A 17,267-nucleotide genomic window follows, 5' to 3' on the forward strand; every position below is an offset into this window, starting at 1 on the left:
CCCTGCGGCGGCGAGGGGAAACCGGCCGACCGGGTGGCATACGATCGAAAGTGCTCACGTACGGTGACCCGCCCTGATGGAGCACCGTGTCCGGAAGCCTGGAAGGCTGTTTCGCCGTGTCCATCGCCGACAAGCTCTCGCCCGCGCCCCGTGAAGTCCGCCTCGCCGGGGCCGTCACCGCGCTGCCGGGCCTTGCCCTGATCGTGTTCGCGATCCTGCTCCTGGTCAACGGCCAGGCCGGACCGGAGAACCTGCTGGCCGAGGTCGCCTATTACCTCGTGCTCGCCGCCGGAACGCTGGCCTGCGCGGCCGGCCTGATGATGGGGAAGACCTGGGCGAGGTCGCCCGGCGTGGTCGTCGCGCTGATCCTGGTCGGCGTCGGCTGGTACGGAGCGGGCCCGTCCGGGCAGCCGGTGTGGGGAGTGCCGCTCGCGCTGATCGGTGTCGCCGTCATCGTGCTGCTGTTCCGCCGCCCCTCGCGCGCGTGGGCGCTGGGGATGCAGGAAGGCGAGAGCGAGGAAGAAGCCGCCGAGCGGGACGGCGCCGCGGGTCGCGCCGCGCGTCGTGAGCGCGAGGAACGGGACTCCTGACTCCGCACTCGCGTGTTTGAAGGCGTAACTCGCGAGTTACGCCTTCAAACACGCGAGTTACGTCTCTGATCACGCGAGTTACGCCTAGACCTGGGCGGCCAATGCCTTCAGTGGTTCGTCGGTGAGACGGTCGACGGTCCATTCGTCCATCGGCACGGCGCCGAGTGACTTGTAGAACCCCTGTGCCGGGTTCCAGTTGAGCACCGACCATTCGAGGCGGGCGTAGCCGCGCTCGACGCAGACGGCCGCGAGAGTGGCCAAAAGCGCCTTTCCGAGGCCGGAGCCGCGCTGCTCGGGGCGGACGTAGAGGTCCTCGAGGTAGATCCCGTGCACGCCGCGCCACGTGGAGAAGTTGAGGAACCAGAGCGCGTAGCCGACGATCTCGCCGTCGACCTCGGCGACATGCCCGAACAGTCCTGGGGCCTCACCGAACAGTGCGACGCGAAGCTGCTCGGGCGTGAGGTGGCATTCGTCCGGGGCGCGTTCGAACTCGGCGAGGTCGTAGACGAGCTGGACGACGGCGTCCACGTCTTCTTCGCGGATGCGCCGGATGCGGTCGTCGGGCACGGTCAGTCCTCTGTGGTGGGGAGCAGGTTGAGGTGTTCGATCTGCGGCTCGCCGCGTTCGTCGCCGAGTACCGCGACGCCGGCCGGGTCGAGCCCGAAATGGACGCCCGCGGTCGACGGGAGACCGATCCAGCGGGCGACCAGGACGCGGCTGAAATGCCCGTGCCCGACGAGGATCACGTCACCCTTGCCGAGCGGTTCGCGGACTCGGTCGAGCAGCTTGTCCGCGCGGACGTCGACGTCCTCCGCGCTTTCGCCGCCGGGGATCGGATGAGACCAGACAGTCCATCCGGGAACGGTCTCGCGGATCACCGGCGTGGTGATGCCCTCGTAGTCGCCGTAGTCCCATTCGGCCAGCTCTTCGGTGACCTCGTCGACGCGCAGCCCGGCCAGTTCGGCCGTCCGCAGCGCGCGGGTGCGGGGGCTGGAGAGGACGAGCGCCGGGCTGCCGCCGAGCACCGCGCGCATGGTGCCGCCCGCCGCGCGGGCCTGCCCCTCGCCGGCGGCCGTGAGCGGGATGTCGGTGCGTCCGGTGTGCCGTCCGTTGACGGACCACTCGGTCTGGCCGTGCCGGAGGAGGAAGAGCCGATGTGCCACGTTGCGAATATAGCCTGCGGTCCGGTTATGCTACTGGTGAGTAACATGATGAGGAGACCGTGATGGCGCAGAATCCGACCTACGCGATGTGGAACCGGCTGGCGGGCAAGCCGGTCGGCAAACAGCTGTTCTCGGCGGCGATGTGCCTGCGTGTGCCGTACTTCCGGACGGTGCTCCCGTCGGTGCGCGAACTGCGCCCCGGCCGGTGCGAGGTGACGTCCCCGAAGTGGTGGGGTGTTTACAACCACATCAAGACTTTTCACGCGATCGCGGCATGCAACCTCGCCGAGATCGCCATGGGCATGCTCGCCGAGGCGACCGTTCCGACGACGCACCGCTGGCTGCCCAAGGGGATGACGGTCGAATACGTGGCGAAGGCCGAGACGAGCCTGCGCGCGGTCGCCGAACTGCCGGAGTTGCCGGAATTCGGTGACGAGGGTTTCGAGCTCCCCGTGCCGGTGACGATCACGGACACGAACGGAAAACCCGTCGTGACCGCGACCATCACGATCTGGGTGACCAAGAAGAAGTAGGCACCTTCGCGCCCGTGCTCGCGGATGCCCTTCACGTGATCTGACGGACGACACTCGTGTCCAGACGGACGACACGCGTGATTAGACGGACGACACGCGGCGGACTTCGGCGGCGAGGGAGGCGTCCGGCGGATCACATGTGTCGTCCACCTGATCACGCGAGTCGTCCGTCTGATCACGTGTGTCGTCCATCCGTGCGCCGGCGGTGGAGACCCGAGACGCGTTTGGCCCGGTTCTCGCGCAATCAGTCATCTGGATGCGGTCCTTGCGCGTGCAACTACCGCATCCAGATGACGAAACGCGGGTGGTCAGAGGGGCTTGAACTGGACGTAGGTCACCTGCTTGAAGGTGTTCTTCCCGCTCGGCGAGGGCAGCCCGAGTAGCTGATCCGCGACCGGCGCCAGCCGACCGCAGCCGGTCGTGCGCGGCAGGGCGAGCCGCGAGTCGACGACGCCGAACTTCACCGTCGTCGGGTTCTGGGAGATCACCTCGAAGGGCACCGCGGGATCGTCCTTCACCACCGAGTGCAACGGGTCGGCGAGGGTGCCGACCGCGCATTCCTTGGGGAGCAAAGGATGCCGCAGGGCGGCGTAGAGATCCAATTCGCCGCGGCGTTCGTCGTTCGACTGGAAGTCCGAGTAACCGCCGTACTTCAGCTGCAGGCTCGCGCCGAAAGCGCCGTGGATCCGGGCGGGAGCGTGCCGTAGTTCGCCGAACACCTGCGCGTACTTCCCGGCCACTTTGCCTTCGGAGAACGTCAGCCGCATCTCCCCGAGCGGGATCTCCCGGTCGCCGATGGTGAGGACTCCTTGGGAGACAAAGGCTTCGCATCGCCAGGTGCCAGGGTCGGCGTTGGCGGGCGGGGCGGGGCAGGCGGAGAAGTCGAAGTCGGGCAGCGGCGACGGTGCCGCGGTGGCGTGGCCGGGGAAGGCGATGAGGGCGGCTGCGGACAGTGCGGCCGCGGTCGCGGCGAGAAGGCGTCTCATGACCTGAAAGGGTGGTCTGTCCGGGTGGGGATCACATCGGGGAAGCCACCCAAGGGGCCCCTGGAATCGCCACGTTCGAGTGAAAATAAACGGTGTTTACCCAGCTGACGCGAATACGCTTCGGATTCGCTCTTGAAGGGGCCTCGGACAGCGGGCGATCATCGGCCCATGTCCCCACTGTCGCGCCGCGGGTTCCTCGGGTTCACCGCGCTCAACTCCGCCGCCGCTCTCGGGCTCACCACGATTTCCACCGCACAGGCCGGGGAATCGTCTCCGGGCTTCTCGACGGCCGTGGTCGTCGGCACGGGGTACGGCGCCGCGGTGACCGCGCTCCGGCTGGGCGAAGCCGGCATTCCCACGATCATGCTCGAAATGGGCAAACTCTGGGCCGACCCCGGCCCCGACGGCAAGGTCTTCTGCGACATGCTCCGGCCGGACCGGCGGGCCGCCTGGTTCAAGGACCGCACGCAGGCCCCGCTCGCGTCGTTTCTCTGGATGGACCTGGCGAACCGGGACATCAAGCGGTACCCCGGCGTGCTCGACCGGGTGGACCACGGCGACATGTCCGTCTACGTCGGACGGGGCGTCGGGGGCGGTTCGCTGGTCAACGGCGCGATGGCCGTGACGCCGAAACGGTCGTACTTCGAGGAGATCCTGCCCGGCGTCGACGCGGACGAGATGTATGGCAAGTACTTCCCCCTGGCCAACCGGGCCCTCGGCGTGAACCACATCGACCCGCGCTGGTTCGAAACCTGTCGTTCCTACCGCTACGCGAGGGTTTCCCGGAAGGCCGCGACGCGGGCGGGACTCAAGACGGTGTTCGTGCCCAGCGTTTACGACTTCGAGTACATGAAGCGGGAAGAAGCGGGCACGGTGCCGAAGTCGGCCCTCGCGTCCGAGGTCATCTACGGCAACAACCACGGCAAGCGATCTCTCGACAAGACCTACCTCGCGGCCGCGCTGGGCACCGGGAACGTGACCATCAAGACGCTGCACCAGGTCCGCGGGATCACCCGGCAGACCGACGGCACGTACGTCCTCACCGTGCACGAAACCGCCGAGGACGGCGCGGTCGTCGCGAGGAAACAGCTCGGCGCGAAGTACCTGTTCCTCGGCGCCGGCAGCCTCGGTTCGACGGAATTGCTCGTGCGGGCACGGGAAACCGGGACGCTGCCCGGGCTGAACGACGAGGTCGGCCGCGGCTGGGGCACCAACGGCAACGTGATGCTGGGCCGCGCCAACCACGCCTGGGATCTCGGCGGATCGCTGCAGTCGGGGATGCCCGCGCTCGGCATCGACGCGTGGGACGACCCGGTGAACCCGGTCTTCGCCGAGGTCGCGCCGGTACCCGCCGGAGTCGAGACCTGGCTGAGCCTCTACCTGGCGATCACGAAGAATCCCGAGCGCGGCCACTTCACCTATGACGCCGCCACCGACTCCGTGCGGCTGCGCTGGAACGCCGCGCAGGGGAAGCCGTCGATCGACGCGGCGAAGTCGTTGTTCGACAAGGTCAACCGGGCGAATCGCACGATCTACCGCAGTGACCTGTTCGGGGATACACGGTCGTTCGAGAACCGGTTCACCTATCACCCGCTGGGTGGACTGGTGCTGGGTGAGGCCACCGACCTGTACGGCCGGGTGAAGGGCTATCGGAATCTCTACGTCACCGACGGCTCGCTGATCCCGGGCAGTGCCGGAGTGAACCCCTTCGTGACGATCACCGCGCTGGCGGAACGGAACGTGGAACGGGTGCTGAGCGAGGACGTGGCGCGCTAGATCAGTTCGCGGCCCGCAGCTTCTCGTAGTAGGCCACGCAGTCGGCGTACTGCGGCAGCAGTCCCTGCTCCAAGGCCTCTTTCAGGTAGGGCGCCGTGGTGTCCTTTTCGGACACCACGGGTTCGATGTCCTGCGGCCATGGCAGCGCGAGATCGGCGTCCATCGGGTTGACGCCGTGCTCGCCCGTCGGGTTGTACGGCTCGGAGCAGAGGTACGCCATGATGGTTTCGTCTTCGAGCGCCATGAAGGCGTGACCGAGACCTTCGGCGATGTAGACCGCTTTGTACTCGGAACTGTCGAGCACCACGGACGTCCATTCACCGAAAGTCGGCGAGCCGACCCTGAGGTCCACGATGACGTCCAGCATCGAACCGCTCGGGCAGTAGACGTATTTCGCCTGGCCTGGCGGGGTGTCGGCGAAGTGCACGCCACGGATGGACCCGCGCCGCGAGACGCTGGTGTTGGTCTGCCCGAGGCGTAGCCGGTGCCCGACCGCTTCGACGAACGCTTCTTCCTGGTACGGCGCCACGAACAGGCCGCGGTGATCGGGGAAAACCCGCGGGGTGAACTCGAAACAGCCGGAGATGCTGAGGCGCCTTGCATGCATGGGCTCAATGCTAACGAGCCCTTCCCAAACCGGATGGACGTCTTGCGAAAGGTCTCTTGAGCTGCGGAAAGCCGGGCCCGTTTGTGACATCAACCGCACCAGAGGGGCACACTGGTCCGCATGCCTGTCACAATGATCTGACCGCTGCGTCCGCGGCCGTCGCCATACCCACGGCACCGATGGCCGATTGGACGCTTCGCCGACAGGCCGGCGCTACCGCGCTGGGCTGCCGTGTCGGAGGACGAGTTACCCCAGGTGGCCGGGCCATGCCCAGTTTTGGCCTGCTCACCGGCCAGTTCCCCCGCTCGCAGTCCCAGGAGAATCCCATGACCTTCGCTCGAATCGAGACTTCGCCGTCCTTAGACACGGCGGAAGCAATGACGGGAACCACGATGACCACGCCAGTGACGGACACCGAGATCTTCGAGGGCCACGAGGGCGGCAAGCTCTCCGTGGCCGCGACGCGCCCGATCTCCTCGCCCCGTGACCTCTCGGTCGCGTACACGCCTGGGGTGGCGAAGGTGAGCCGTGCGATCGCCGAGGACGCGGCCAAGGCGAAGCGGTACACGTGGGCGGACAGGCTGGTCGTGGTGGTCAGTGACGGTACGGCGGTGCTCGGCCTCGGTGACATCGGCGCGAGCGCCTCGCTGCCGGTCATGGAGGGCAAGTCGGTCCTGTTCAAGACCTTCGGCGGGCTCGACTCGATCCCGCTGGTGCTCGACACCACCGACGTCGACGAGATCATCGAGACCCTGGTCCGGCTGCGCCCGTCGTTCGGCGCGGTGAACCTGGAGGACATCTCGGCGCCGCGCTGCTTCGAGCTGGAGGACCGACTCAAGGAGGTCCTCGACTGCCCGGTCATGCACGACGACCAGCACGGCACGGCGATCGTCACGCTGGCCGCGCTGCGCGGGGCGAACCAGGTCCTCGGCAAGGACATCTCCGGCCAGCGCGTGGTCGTCTCGGGCGCGGGCGCGGCGGGGGTGGCCTGCGCCAGGATCCTGCAGAACGCCGGCGTCGCCGACGTCACCGTGCTCGACTCGCGCGGCATCATCCACTCCGGCCGCGAGGGCCTGAACCCGATCAAGCAGAAGCTCGCCGAGACCACGAACACGGCCGGCCTGCGTGGCGGCCTCGGCGAGGCGCTGAAGGGCGCCGACGTCTTCCTCGGCCTGTCCGGGGCGACCATCGACGAGACCCTGCTGGCCGGGATGGCCGACGACGCGATCGTGTTCGCGCTGTCGAACCCCGACCCGGAGGTTCACCCGGTCGCGGCGTCGCGGTATGCCAAGATCGTGGCGACCGGGCGCAGCGACTTCCCGAACCAGATCAACAACGTGCTGGCGTTCCCCGGTGTCTTCCGCGGCGCGCTCGACTCCGGCGCGCGGGCGATCACGGAGAACATGAAGCTGGCCGCGGCCGACGCGATCTTCGCCGTCGCGCAGGACGACCTCGGCCCGGACCGTATCGTCCCGAGCCCGCTGGACCCGCGCGTCGCGCCCGAGGTGGCCGCCGCGGTGGCGAAGGCCGCCGAGGCCGACGGCGTGGTGTGACAGTTCCTTTCACGCTCGCTCAAGCGCTATGAAAGGCCCCTTCATTGCAAAATTCGCAATGAAGGGGCCTTTCATAGCGTTCGGGGGCTGCGCACGGTCAGCCGGTAGGGACGGCAAGATCGGCACCGGGGGCGAGCACGGAACCGATCAGCTCCGCGCCGGGCGTGTGAATCGTGCAGAAGACCGTGCGCACACCGTTTTCCCAGGCTTCGCGCTCAGGCTTCAGGTAGCTCAGGTCGGCGCGGACACCGGCCGCGTCGAGTCGCGGACGGTCGACGTTCTTGGCCATGATCCGCTGACAGTGGGCCGAGGCTTCCGCTTTCAGTTCTCCGCCGCCCGGCCAGGGGCCGTCCGCCGCGATGAAGGTCCCGATCGCCTGGGTGTCGTGCGTGTCTCCGCACAAGGTGAGTTCGACGCTGGTGAAAGTCCCCGTGACCGCGGGCTGCCGGAAGCAATCGCCCGGCTTCAAGGTGCAGGCGTTGGCGTGGCCGGACGGCGGGGCCGCGCAACTCGCGCCCGGCGGGCTCGCGGTGTAGTTGTCCGGGTTTCCCATGGTGTTCCCGAGCAGGGCGACCCACCCGACGGTCCAGACCCCTGCGGCCACGAGACCGCCGATCGCCAGGCCGCGGCCCGGCCGCTTCCCCTGACCGGTCTGGGTGATCGCGATGATGCCCAGGATGATCGCGGGCAGCACGGCCAGCGGAAGGCAACCGGCCAAGCCGAGCACGAGCGCGGCGATCGCCAGGCCGCTGGTCTTGTGCTGCTGCGGTGGAGGGCCGTACGGCGGGGCGGGCGCGACACTTGCCATCGGCAGGCCGGGGTGTTCGTTCATGGGACCGAAACTAGGCAGCGGCCATGAAGTTCCGATGACACGCGCCTCAGGCGAGCAGTTCGGCCAGCCGGTGCCGAGGCAGGTCGATCAGCCGCGCGTCCGTCAGGTCCGGCGGTACGTCCAGTGAGACGTTCGCGAGCCGCGCGTGCGCCCGGGTCAGCAGTTCTTCCTGGTGACCGGCGGCGTCCGCCACGACGATGGCGTGCCGGTTGTCCGGAGTGCTCCGCAGCAGCCGCAGCTTGTACTTCGCGCCGATCAGCCGGTTCAGCGCGGCCTGCGCCTCGGCGTTCGTCAGATCGGGATGCGAATTCGGGACCAGCAGCGCCAGCCGCCGCGCGTTGGTGCCCAGCAGGGTCCGCAGCAGCCACGGCCCTGGGTCGGCCGAGAGGTCCATCGCGACCGCGTCGCCCTCCGGGCCGGAGACGGACCAGTCGACCGGGCGCGACTCGAGCGCCAGCCCGCCTTCGGTGGCGATCTCGTGCAGCTTGTCCAGCAGTGACGGCTTGGCCGCGCCGGCGGATTCCACCGACTGCGGGCCGTGCGTGTAGATCGCGGCCTTCCCCTTGCCGCCGCGGTTCTTCTTCGATTTCGCGGTCGGCTGGCAGACGTAGAGGTCGGCCGCGCTCCCGATCGCCTGCGCGCCGAAGTACCGGTTGAAGTCCGGCAGGATCGCCTCGAAGGTCAGCCCGAGCGTCGCGAGCGCCCGCTGCACCTGCGCGCCCAGCGCGGGATGCCGGGGGCTGTAGCCGTAGGCGAGCAGCAGCCGCCCGTCCGAGGGCTCGCTGAGCGCCTGTACCCCGCGCGCCGCGAACAAGCCCATTCCTTCGGGGGTGTAAGGCGGATCACTGAACACGAGATCCATCCGCCCGGCCACCGAGGGGGGAAGGCCGACGCGCAGATCCGTGTGCAGGGTGCGGATGGACCGCTCGCTGAGCTCGTCGATGTAGGCGAGAACACGATCGTCGAGGTCGACGACGGTGAGGTCCGCGTCGGGCCGCAACGCGCGCACGGCCAGCGAAGTGAGGTCGTGGTCGCCGAGGAACAGCAGCTTCGCCGTACCGAGGTCGTACCGCTCGTCGAGCCACAGCGCCCGGTTCAGCACCGTCTCCGGCGTCGCCTGCACGTGGTCCAGCGCGGCCAGCGGCGCGGGCACGTTCTCGACGTAGCTGGTGATGACCTTCAGCAGGTCAGGGTCTGATTTCCGGTCCCGTGCCTCGAAGCGCGCGTACTTCTCGCGCGCGGCGGGGGTCAGCCGGAAGCGGGACTCGGTCCGCTCCAGGTCGTCGCCGAGCGCGTTCAGGACGTCTTCGACACTCCGGCGTGGCGCGGTGCTGATCCGGACCAGTTCGCCGAGGTCACGCCAATCCGTCCGGAGCAGGGAAATCACCTGATGGAGCGGTCGCACGTGGACACCGTGCGCCGCGAGGACGTCATCGACGGAGGAACTCACGCCACGCAGCCTAGTGACCCGCCCCCTGAGACACCGTGCCAACAGGCAGGATCTGGGCTACGGTTTTTCGACCAGACATGGGGAGAGACACGTGACTATCGAGTTCCGTGGCGTGACCAAGCGGTATCCGGACGGGACGGTCGCGGTCGACGACCTGAACCTCACCGTGGAGGACGGCACCATCACCGTCTTCGTCGGGCCGTCCGGCTGCGGCAAGACCACGTCGCTGCGGATGATCAACCGGATGGTGGAGCCGACTTCGGGCACGGTGCTGCTCGACGGCAAGGACGTCAGCGACGGTGATCCGGCGTTGCTGCGCCGCGGCATCGGTTACGTCATCCAGCACGCCGGCCTCTTTCCACACAGGACGGTCCTGGACAACGTCGCCACCGTGCCGCTGCTGTCCGGCTGGGACAAGGGCAAGGCGCGTAAACGCGCGGCCGAGCTGCTCGAAACCGTCGGCCTGCCCGCGGAACTCGGCAAGCGGTACCCCGCCCAGCTTTCCGGCGGCCAGCAACAGCGCGTCGGCGTCGCCAGGGCGCTCGCGGCGGATTCGCCGGTGCTGCTGATGGACGAGCCGTTCTCCGCCGTCGACCCGATCGTCCGCGAGGAACTGCAGGACGAACTGCTGCGCCTCCAGTCACAGCTGGGGAAGACGATCGTGTTCGTCACGCACGACATCGACGAGGCCGTGCGGCTCGGCGACAAGATCGCGGTGCTCCGCGTCGGCGGGGTGCTCGCGCAGTACGGCACGCCCTCGGACGTGTTGCGTCATCCCGTCGACGACTTCGTCGCGTCCTTCGTGGGCAAGGATCGCGGCTACCGCGGGCTTTCCTTCCTTTCGGCGGACGGGATCGTCGTCGAAGAAGTGAAGCGGGTCGAGGTCGGCAAGCCCGCCCCCGGGCCGTCCGACGACTGGCGGGTCGCGGTCAACGCCGAGGGCCAGCCGCGCGGCTGGCTGCGGCCGGGTTCCACTGTGGACGGTGAGCTCGCGGAGACCGATCTCGTCGCGGGCGGATCCCTGTACGTCCAGGGTTCGCCGATCCGGGGTGCGCTCGACGCGGCGCTTTCGTCGCCCGCGAGCCTCGGTGTCGTGGTCGACGCCGACCAGAAGGTCCTCGGCGTGGTCAGAGCCCGGCAAGTCCTCGAGGTGATCGAAGCGCCGTCGCTGAGTTCCTGATGGGGGACTTCTTCGCGGAGCTCGGCCGCTACCTGGGCAGCGCCAACAACAGGTCGCAGTTCATCGGCGACCTGCTCGATCACATCTATCTTTCGCTGGTCCCGCTGGTGCTGGGCCTGCTGATCGCGGTGCTGGCGGGCTGGCTCGGCCACCGGTTCGCGGCGGTGCGTTCCGTGCTGCTGGTGGTGTCGAACCTGCTGTACACGATCCCGTCGCTCGCCCTGTTCGTGGTGATCCCGGGCATCATCGGTTCGAAGATCCTCGACAGCGTCAACGTCATCGTCGCGCTCACCGTCTACACCGCCGCCCTGCTCGTGCGCCCGGTGCTGGACGCGCTCGACGCCGTCCCGCCGCACGTCGTCGCCGCGGCCACGGCGATCGGCTACAAACCCGCGCGCCGCTTCCTCGCCGTCGAGCTGCCGCTTTCGGTGCCGGTGCTCGCGGCGGGCGTCCGGGTGGCCTCGGTCAGCAACATCAGCCTGGTCAGCGTCGGCGCGCTGATCGGCACCGGCGGGCTCGGCGTGCTGTTCACCGACGGCTTCCAGCGCGAGTACTTCTCGCCGATCGTCGTCGGGATCGTCGCGACCCTGCTGCTCGCGCTGATCGTGGACCTCGTGCTGGTCCAGCTCCGCAATCTCCTCACACCCTGGGACCGGGTGGCGACCACGGCGGGGGCGAAATGATCGGCGACGTCCTGAACTGGTTCGGCGACCCGGCCCACTGGCAAGGCGTGGACGGCGTCCCGGCCCGGCTGCTGCAGCATCTCGGCTACACGGCGCTGGCACTGGTCTTCGCGCTGCTCATCGCGATCCCGCTCGGCCTCTACGTCGGGCATACGGGTCGCGGTGCGGTGCTGCTGGTGAGCGGCGGCAACGCGATCCGCGCGTTGCCGACGCTGGGTTTGGTGACCTTCCTGTTCCTGCTCTTCACCGAAAGCGAGCTCTCGACGATCATCGGGCTCGTGGTGCTCGCCATCCCGCCGATCCTCGCCGGGACGTACGCGGGCCTTCAGGCGACCGATCACGGCGTGGTCGACGCGGCGCAGGGCATCGGAATGACCGGCTGGCAACGATTGTGGAAGGTCGAGGTGCCCATCTCGCTGCCGCTGGTGCTCGGCGGAGTGCGGAACTCGGTGCTGCAGCTGGTGGCGACGGCCGCCGTGGCCGCCTACGTCGGGCTTGGTGGACTGGGTCGGTTCCTGCTCGACGGACTGGCCATTTTGGACTATCCGCAGGTGGTCGCGGGCGCACTGCTGACGACGTTGCTCGCGGTCGTGCTCGACCTCGCGCTGGCGGGTGTCCAGCGAGTGCTGGTGCCCAAGGGAGTTCGGCTGGCACAGGCCGCGAGCGGGAAGAAGGCGAAGTCATGAGTGCCGGTAGGCGGAGCTGCGGAGGTACCGGGAAAAGCGACCGGACGCGTGAACCCGCTGTGCCGATCAACCGGCGGGTTCACCGGCAGGCTATGCGGCGGACGGTGGTGGCGTTGTTCGCCGGGATCGCGCTCCTGGCGGCGGGCTGCGGCAATCCGCTCGCCGGAGGCGCCGAGGGCGGTGCGACCGGCGACATCATCATCGGCGCGTCCGACGTCGGGGAAAGCCTTCTGCTGGCCCAGATCTACGCGGGCGCGCTGCGCAACGCGGGCGCCGAGAACGTGACGGTGCGCCCGCCGGTCGGCAGTCGCGAGGTCGTCGTCAAGGCGCTCCAGGACAAATCGCTTTCGGTGGTGCCGGACTACAGCGGCAACCTGTTGCGCTACTTCGACAAGGAGACACAGGCGACCACGCCGCAGGACGTCTACGCACAGCTGAAACAGAAGGTGCCGTCCGGGTTCGAGGTCCTCGAACAAGCACCCGCGGAGGACAAGGACCTGCTGGTGGTGCGGAAGGAACTCGCCGATTCCGGGATCCGGACCTTCTCCGATCTCGGCAAGCGGTGCGGGGAATTCGTCTTCGGCGGCCCCGGCCAGTGGAGCAGCCGCTGGAAGGACAAGATCGAGACGCTCTACGGCTGCGAGTTCGCCGAGATCCGCACGACCGACACCGGCGGCCCGGTCACGGTCGCCGCGCTGAAGTCCGGCGACATCCAGGTCGCCGATCTGTTCAGCACGTCGTCGTCGATCGCCGCGAACGGGTTCGTCCCGCTGGTGGACGACAAGAACATGTTCCCCGCGCAGAACATCGTGCCGCTCGTCGCGAAGGGGACGTTGTCGCCGAAGGAAGTCGACGCGTTGAACCGGGTTTCGGCGGTGCTCACGACCGACGAGCTGACCGAGTTGAACGTCCAGTTCAGCGAGGAGAAGCGCAACCCGCTCGACGTCGCCGAGGAGTTCCTGCGCCGGCACAACCTCCTCGCGCCCGCCTGACCATTCGTCCTCTAAATGCGGGAGGGGCTAGAGGCGGTCGAAAGCGGGCGAGTAGCGGAACTCGCCCTGGAGGCCAGGCGTGTACGCGCGAAGGGTGCGGACCTGGAAGTGCGGCGCCCATTCCGCGACCGGCGGCGTGATCCCGTGCCGCGCGGCGAGCACGAAGCCGAAGCGGGAGTAGTAGTTCGGGTCGCCCAGCAGGACCACGGCGCCGTAGCCGAGGGCGTCCGCCGCGCCGAGCACGGCGTGCACGAGCGCGGAGCCGACGCCCGAAGCGTGGTGCTGGGGCAGGACTCCGAGCGGGCCGAGACCGACCGTCGACTTCTCGTCCGAGCCGAGTTCGGCCGGGCTGCAGCAGACGTGCCCGACGACCTCCCCGTCCCGTTCGGCCACGATGGACAGTGCGCCGATCAGGTCGCCGTCCTCACGCAGTTCGTCGACGAGTTTCGCCTCGACCACCGGGACACTGAGTTTCTCGAAAGCGGCCAGATGGACGGCGTGGATCGCCTCGCGGTCGGCCGGGGTTTCCTGTCGGAGCAGCATGCGGCCGAGTGTGCTCCATCCGAAGGTAGGATGGAAATCGATTTCCGCGTCGCGAGGTCGCGACTTTAGTAGGCGGCCATCCGTGTGTACTTCCACGGCACTGAAACGGCCAGTGGGACGGAAAACGACCACCAGATGTGCGGATCCCCAATTCTTCGTGGGCCGTACGGGCGCAAAACGCGACTAAAGGCGGGGGCTGAACGGTGCCCGAACTGCGCCGACGCGACGTCCATTACTACCGGGATGTCCGTAATGCAAGGTCTTCCTTGGGGTGAAATCGCCACTTACTCTCAGCCTGCGCTCCTAAGTGGAACGCGCTTCACCTCTGAGTCACCCCAACGATCCGGCGGACTTCGCCATGTCCGTGGGTCGACCCTGCCTGGGAGGAATATCTTGAACAATTCCCTGGGAACCTTGAAGAGACGACTGCCCGCCTTCGGTGTGGCCGCGGCCGTCGCCGTGCTGACGGCGCTGGGCGGAACCACCGTCGCGTCGGCGGCCGAGGGCTCGATCGTCAACGCGGGTAGCGACAAGGCGATCAAGGACAGCTACATCGTCGTGCTGAAGGACGGCTCGTCGGTCGAAGCCACCGCGAAGAGCGTGACCCAGCGCCACGGCGGCACGGTCGAGAAGACGTTCGCGTCTTCGGTCCGTGGTTTCTCCGGTGCGCTGACCGAAAAGCAGGCGAAGCGCGTCGCCGCCGACCCCGCCGTCGCCTACGTGGAGCAGAACCAGACCGTCTCGATCTCGGCGGACCAGCTGAACCCGCCGTCGTGGGGCCTGGACCGGGTCGACCAGCAGAGCCTTCCGCTCGACCAGAAGTACAGCTACAGCACCACGGCGTCGAACGTGACCGCGTATGTCGTCGACACCGGCATCCTCACCACGCACCTCGACTTCGGCGGACGCGCGACCCACGGCCGCGACACCGTCGACAACGACAACGACGCCACGGACTGCCAGGGTCACGGCACCCACGTCGCCGGCACCATCGGCGGTACCGCGCACGGTCTGGCCAAGGGCGTCAAACTCGTCGCCGTCCGCGTGCTGAACTGCTCCGGTTCCGGGACGACCGCCGGCGTCATCGCCGGTGTCGACTGGGTGACCGCGAATGCCGTCAAGCCCGCCGTCGCGAACATGAGCCTCGGTGGCGGCGCTTCGACGACCCTCGACCAGGCCGTCCAGCGGTCGATCGCGGCAGGCATCACCTACGGTGTCGCGGCCGGTAACGACACGGGTGCCAACGCCTGCAACGTCTCGCCCGCCCGTACGCCGGAAGCGATCACCGTCGGCTCGACGACGAACACGGACGCGCGGTCGAGCTTCTCCAACATCGGCACCTGCCTCGACATCTTCGCGCCGGGCAGCGGTATCACGTCGACGTGGCTGAACAACGGCACCAACACCATCAGCGGTACCTCGATGGCGACCCCGCACGTCGTGGGCGCGGCGGCTCTGTACGCCTCCGCCAACCCGTCGGCCACGCCGAAGCAGGTCCGTGACGCGCTGGTCGCCAACGGCACCAAGGACAAGGTGACCAACCCGGGCACCGGCTCGCCGAACGTGCTGCTCTACACGGGCGCCGGCGGTGGCCCCGGCCCCGAGCCGACCCCCTGCGGCACGCAGACCAACAGCGGCGTCGTCGCCATCCCCGACGCCGGTGCCGCGGTGACCAGCACGATCACCGTCGCGAACTGCGCCCGCAACGCCTCGGCCACCACCAAGGTCGCGGTGAACATCACGCACACCTACGTCGGTGACCTCGTCATCGACCTGGTCGCGCCGGACGGCAGCTCGTACCGCCTGAAGGGTTCGAGCAACGACTCGTCCGACAACATCAACACCACCTACACCGCCAACGTCTCGTCCGAGGCCGCCAACGGTGCCTGGAAGCTGAAGGTCCAGGACGTCTACCGGGTCGACACCGGCTCGCTCAACAGCTGGTCGCTGACCGTCTGATCCACACCTGGAGTACGTGAAGGCCCCCTTCCTCCTGCTGGGAAGGGGGCCTTCCCGTCGCCGGAGAGTGATTCGGCGCCCAGTTGCGGTGTTCGTCCACTAAGGACCTTCGCGAGGCTTTACCCTCTCCGCATGCAGCCCGGACCGCCCTATCAGCAGGGACCTCAACAGCCGTACCCGCCGCAGGGATATCAGGGGTATCCGCCGCCCGGTTACGGACCGCCGCCCAAGAAGTCGAACACCGGGCTCATCGTCGGCCTCGTCATCGGCGCCGTGGTGCTGCTCGGCGGTGGCGGGGTCGCGGCCTTCCTGCTGCTGTCCGACTCCGGTTCGTCGTCGACCGCGGCGCCGACGTCGTCCAAGAAGACCGGGCCGCCGGACAAGTACACCGCCATGCCCGCCTGCGAGAAGATCGGGACCAAGGTGCGGAACCTGCCGCCGCTCGAAACCCCGAAGGGCGAAGAACCGGCGAGCACGTCGAACGACCAGATCACCTACACCCGTTCGTCCTGCAGCTGGCGTGAGCCCAACGCGCCTTCGGCGACCGTCTCGATGTACCTGTCGAAGTCGAAGGAACCGGGTTCGGGTGCCGGGGAAGAGTGGGCCAAGGCCGGGGTCGAGAACGCCGTGACCGATGGTGGCGTCCTCATCCCCAGCATGGCGAAGGCGACCAAGGCCGTGCACACCAAGCTCGGCTCGTCGAGCCAGTGCCAGATCAAGTTCTACCAGGGCAACGTCGAGGGCGAGATCATCGTGACCGGCCCCGACCCGTCCGGCACGGTCAACCAGACGGTGTGCAAGGAGAACGCCTTGAAGATGGCCAAGGCGACCTCCGAGGCGATCGGCTAGCCGATTTCGGTGACCTGGACCTGCCCGGTCGGCCCGTCGCCGAACGGGTTCTCCCAGCCGTGCCACTCCGCGGCGAGGACGTAGAGCGAACGCCCGTCCTCGCCGCCGAGCGTGCAGGAGAAGCAGCCCCGGTCGGACTCGACCTTCTGAAGTACTTCGCCTCCTTCGCGGACGCGGACGCAGTGCTTGCCGGCCACGTCCGCGTACCAGACCGCTCCCTCGGCGTCGAGGCAGATGCCGTCCGGGTGGTCGCCGCCGAGGTCGGCCCACACCCGCCTGCCGGACAGCGAGCCGTCCTCGGCGATGTCGAACGCGGTGAGCCTGCTGCCGTACGACTCGGCGACGATCAGTGTCGCGTCGTCGGGTGTGACGGCCATGCCGTTGCCGAACAGGATGCCGTCGGCGACCTGGCGCACCTCGCCGTCGGGGGTGACGACGGCGATGGCGCCCGGCGCCTGGAAGTCGTTCATCCCGTTGACGAAGGCGTTGCCGCGGCCGTCGACCACGACCTCGTTCCAGAGGGAGGCGACCGGGCTCAGATCCGCGTAGGTGCTCAGGTCCGCGTTGAGCAGGCGGGCGTTCGGGCCGTCGACGATGAGAAGGCGGCCGTCGGGGAGCCAATCGAAGGTGATCGGCATCGCGGTCGGCACGTTCGCGATCAGTTCGCTCTCGCCGCCGGGCGTGACGGCGAGGATCTGACCGCCACCCCAGTTCGCCAGCCAGAGACGGCCGTCGTGCCAGCGGGCGGATTCGGGGAGCTTGAGGCCGTCGAGCAGGGTCTTCATGGTGTCTCCTTCGTTCGTTTCCCCCTACACGAACGGGACCCGCCGGTTTCGACACCTCAACGCAGTGAAGGCCTCTTTCCCTACTTCGAGAGTAGGGAAA

Annotated in this window: 18 protein-coding genes; 10 read left to right on the forward strand and 8 right to left on the reverse strand. The window is 68.2% G+C overall.

Annotated elements, in window-relative coordinates; genetic code table 11:
* The first annotated feature begins 86 nt into the window (after nt 1-86).
* The gene (locus BLW75_RS31335; RefSeq protein WP_091598666.1) at nt 87-590 is read left to right on the forward strand and encodes a hypothetical protein; all 504 of its coding nucleotides are present in this window, start codon (nt 87-89) and stop codon (nt 588-590) included.
* Nucleotides 591-674: 84 nt separating this feature from the next.
* Here the strand turns inward: BLW75_RS31335 and BLW75_RS31340 are convergent, their stop codons facing one another.
* Together BLW75_RS31340 and BLW75_RS31345 are read right to left on the reverse strand one after the other, a co-directional pair.
* Nucleotides 675-1,157: a GNAT family N-acetyltransferase gene (locus BLW75_RS31340; protein WP_034305165.1), complete on the reverse strand. Its 483-nt coding sequence runs from the start codon at nt 1,155-1,157 to the stop codon at nt 675-677.
* Between the two features lie 2 nt (nt 1,158-1,159).
* The gene (locus tag BLW75_RS31345; RefSeq protein ID WP_034305163.1) at nt 1,160-1,753 is read right to left on the reverse strand and encodes an acid phosphatase; all 594 of its coding nucleotides are present in this window, start codon (nt 1,751-1,753) and stop codon (nt 1,160-1,162) included.
* A 62-nt stretch (nt 1,754-1,815) separates the two neighbouring features.
* Between BLW75_RS31345 and BLW75_RS31350 the strand changes: the two genes are divergently transcribed.
* Entirely contained in the window at nt 1,816-2,286 is a 471-nt protein-coding gene (locus BLW75_RS31350) for a hotdog fold domain-containing protein (RefSeq protein WP_034305160.1), read from the forward strand.
* A gap of 308 nt (nt 2,287-2,594) precedes the next feature.
* Here BLW75_RS31350 and BLW75_RS31355 read toward each other — a convergent pair whose 3' ends face one another.
* A complete protein-coding gene (locus tag BLW75_RS31355) occupies nt 2,595-3,272 on the reverse strand; it encodes a hypothetical protein (RefSeq protein ID WP_034305159.1) in 678 nt (225 codons plus the stop codon).
* A gap of 168 nt (nt 3,273-3,440) precedes the next feature.
* On the opposite strand from BLW75_RS31355, the gene BLW75_RS31360 reads away from it, so the two are divergent.
* A complete protein-coding gene (locus BLW75_RS31360; protein ID WP_034305157.1) occupies nt 3,441-5,048 on the forward strand; it encodes a GMC oxidoreductase in 1,608 nt (535 codons plus the stop codon).
* 1 nt (nt 5,049) lies between these two features.
* Here BLW75_RS31360 and BLW75_RS31365 read toward each other — a convergent pair whose 3' ends face one another.
* Entirely contained in the window at nt 5,050-5,655 is a 606-nt protein-coding gene (locus BLW75_RS31365) for a dTDP-4-dehydrorhamnose 3,5-epimerase family protein (RefSeq protein WP_034305156.1), read from the reverse strand.
* 377 nt (nt 5,656-6,032) lie between these two features.
* Between BLW75_RS31365 and BLW75_RS31370 the strand changes: the two genes are divergently transcribed.
* Complete coding sequence (locus BLW75_RS31370) at nt 6,033-7,208, forward strand: NAD(P)-dependent malic enzyme (RefSeq protein WP_034305154.1); 1,176 nt, start codon at nt 6,033-6,035, stop codon at nt 7,206-7,208.
* Nucleotides 7,209-7,305: 97 nt separating this feature from the next.
* Here BLW75_RS31370 and BLW75_RS31375 read toward each other — a convergent pair whose 3' ends face one another.
* On the reverse strand, nt 7,306-8,040 hold the full coding sequence (locus BLW75_RS31375; RefSeq protein ID WP_034305151.1) for a DUF4190 domain-containing protein: 735 nt from the start codon (nt 8,038-8,040) through the stop codon (nt 7,306-7,308).
* Between the two features lie 46 nt (nt 8,041-8,086).
* A complete protein-coding gene (locus tag BLW75_RS31380; RefSeq protein ID WP_034305149.1) occupies nt 8,087-9,490 on the reverse strand; it encodes a bis-aminopropyl spermidine synthase family protein in 1,404 nt (467 codons plus the stop codon).
* 91 nt (nt 9,491-9,581) lie between these two features.
* On the opposite strand from BLW75_RS31380, the gene BLW75_RS31385 reads away from it, so the two are divergent.
* The 4 genes from BLW75_RS31385 to BLW75_RS31400 all read left to right on the forward strand — a co-directional run bounded on the left by BLW75_RS31385 (nt 9,582) and on the right by BLW75_RS31400 (nt 13,031).
* Nucleotides 9,582-10,670 (forward strand): ABC transporter ATP-binding protein, encoded by a 1,089-nt coding sequence (locus BLW75_RS31385; RefSeq protein WP_034305147.1) that lies wholly within the window; start codon nt 9,582-9,584, stop codon nt 10,668-10,670.
* On the forward strand, nt 10,670-11,353 hold the full coding sequence (locus BLW75_RS31390; protein WP_034305146.1) for an ABC transporter permease: 684 nt from the start codon (nt 10,670-10,672) through the stop codon (nt 11,351-11,353). The genes BLW75_RS31385 and BLW75_RS31390 overlap by 1 nt, the downstream gene beginning before the upstream one ends.
* Nucleotides 11,350-12,039 (forward strand): ABC transporter permease, encoded by a 690-nt coding sequence (locus BLW75_RS31395; RefSeq protein WP_034305143.1) that lies wholly within the window; start codon nt 11,350-11,352, stop codon nt 12,037-12,039. Before BLW75_RS31390 ends, BLW75_RS31395 begins: the two co-directional genes overlap by 4 nt.
* Before the next feature lie 92 nt (nt 12,040-12,131).
* A complete protein-coding gene (locus tag BLW75_RS31400; protein ID WP_034305889.1) occupies nt 12,132-13,031 on the forward strand; it encodes an ABC transporter substrate-binding protein in 900 nt (299 codons plus the stop codon).
* 27 nt (nt 13,032-13,058) lie between these two features.
* Here the strand turns inward: BLW75_RS31400 and BLW75_RS31405 are convergent, their stop codons facing one another.
* Nucleotides 13,059-13,574, reverse strand: a complete 516-nt coding sequence (locus BLW75_RS31405) for a GNAT family N-acetyltransferase (protein WP_034305140.1) — start codon at nt 13,572-13,574, stop codon at nt 13,059-13,061.
* A 393-nt stretch (nt 13,575-13,967) separates the two neighbouring features.
* Between BLW75_RS31405 and BLW75_RS31410 the strand changes: the two genes are divergently transcribed.
* Together BLW75_RS31410 and BLW75_RS31415 are read left to right on the forward strand one after the other, a co-directional pair.
* Entirely contained in the window at nt 13,968-15,533 is a 1,566-nt protein-coding gene (locus BLW75_RS31410) for a S8 family peptidase (protein WP_091598669.1), read from the forward strand.
* Nucleotides 15,534-15,665: 132 nt separating this feature from the next.
* On the forward strand, nt 15,666-16,382 hold the full coding sequence (locus BLW75_RS31415) for a hypothetical protein (RefSeq protein ID WP_034305138.1): 717 nt from the start codon (nt 15,666-15,668) through the stop codon (nt 16,380-16,382).
* On the opposite strand, the gene BLW75_RS31420 is transcribed toward BLW75_RS31415, so the two are convergent.
* Nucleotides 16,379-17,167 (reverse strand): SMP-30/gluconolactonase/LRE family protein, encoded by a 789-nt coding sequence (locus tag BLW75_RS31420; protein WP_034305135.1) that lies wholly within the window; start codon nt 17,165-17,167, stop codon nt 16,379-16,381. The genes BLW75_RS31415 and BLW75_RS31420 overlap by 4 nt on opposite strands.
* Between the last annotated feature and the right edge of the window lie 100 nt (nt 17,168-17,267).

The organism is Amycolatopsis lurida (assembly GCF_900105055.1).
In the GTDB taxonomy this organism is placed as follows: domain Bacteria; phylum Actinomycetota; class Actinomycetes; order Mycobacteriales; family Pseudonocardiaceae; genus Amycolatopsis; species Amycolatopsis lurida.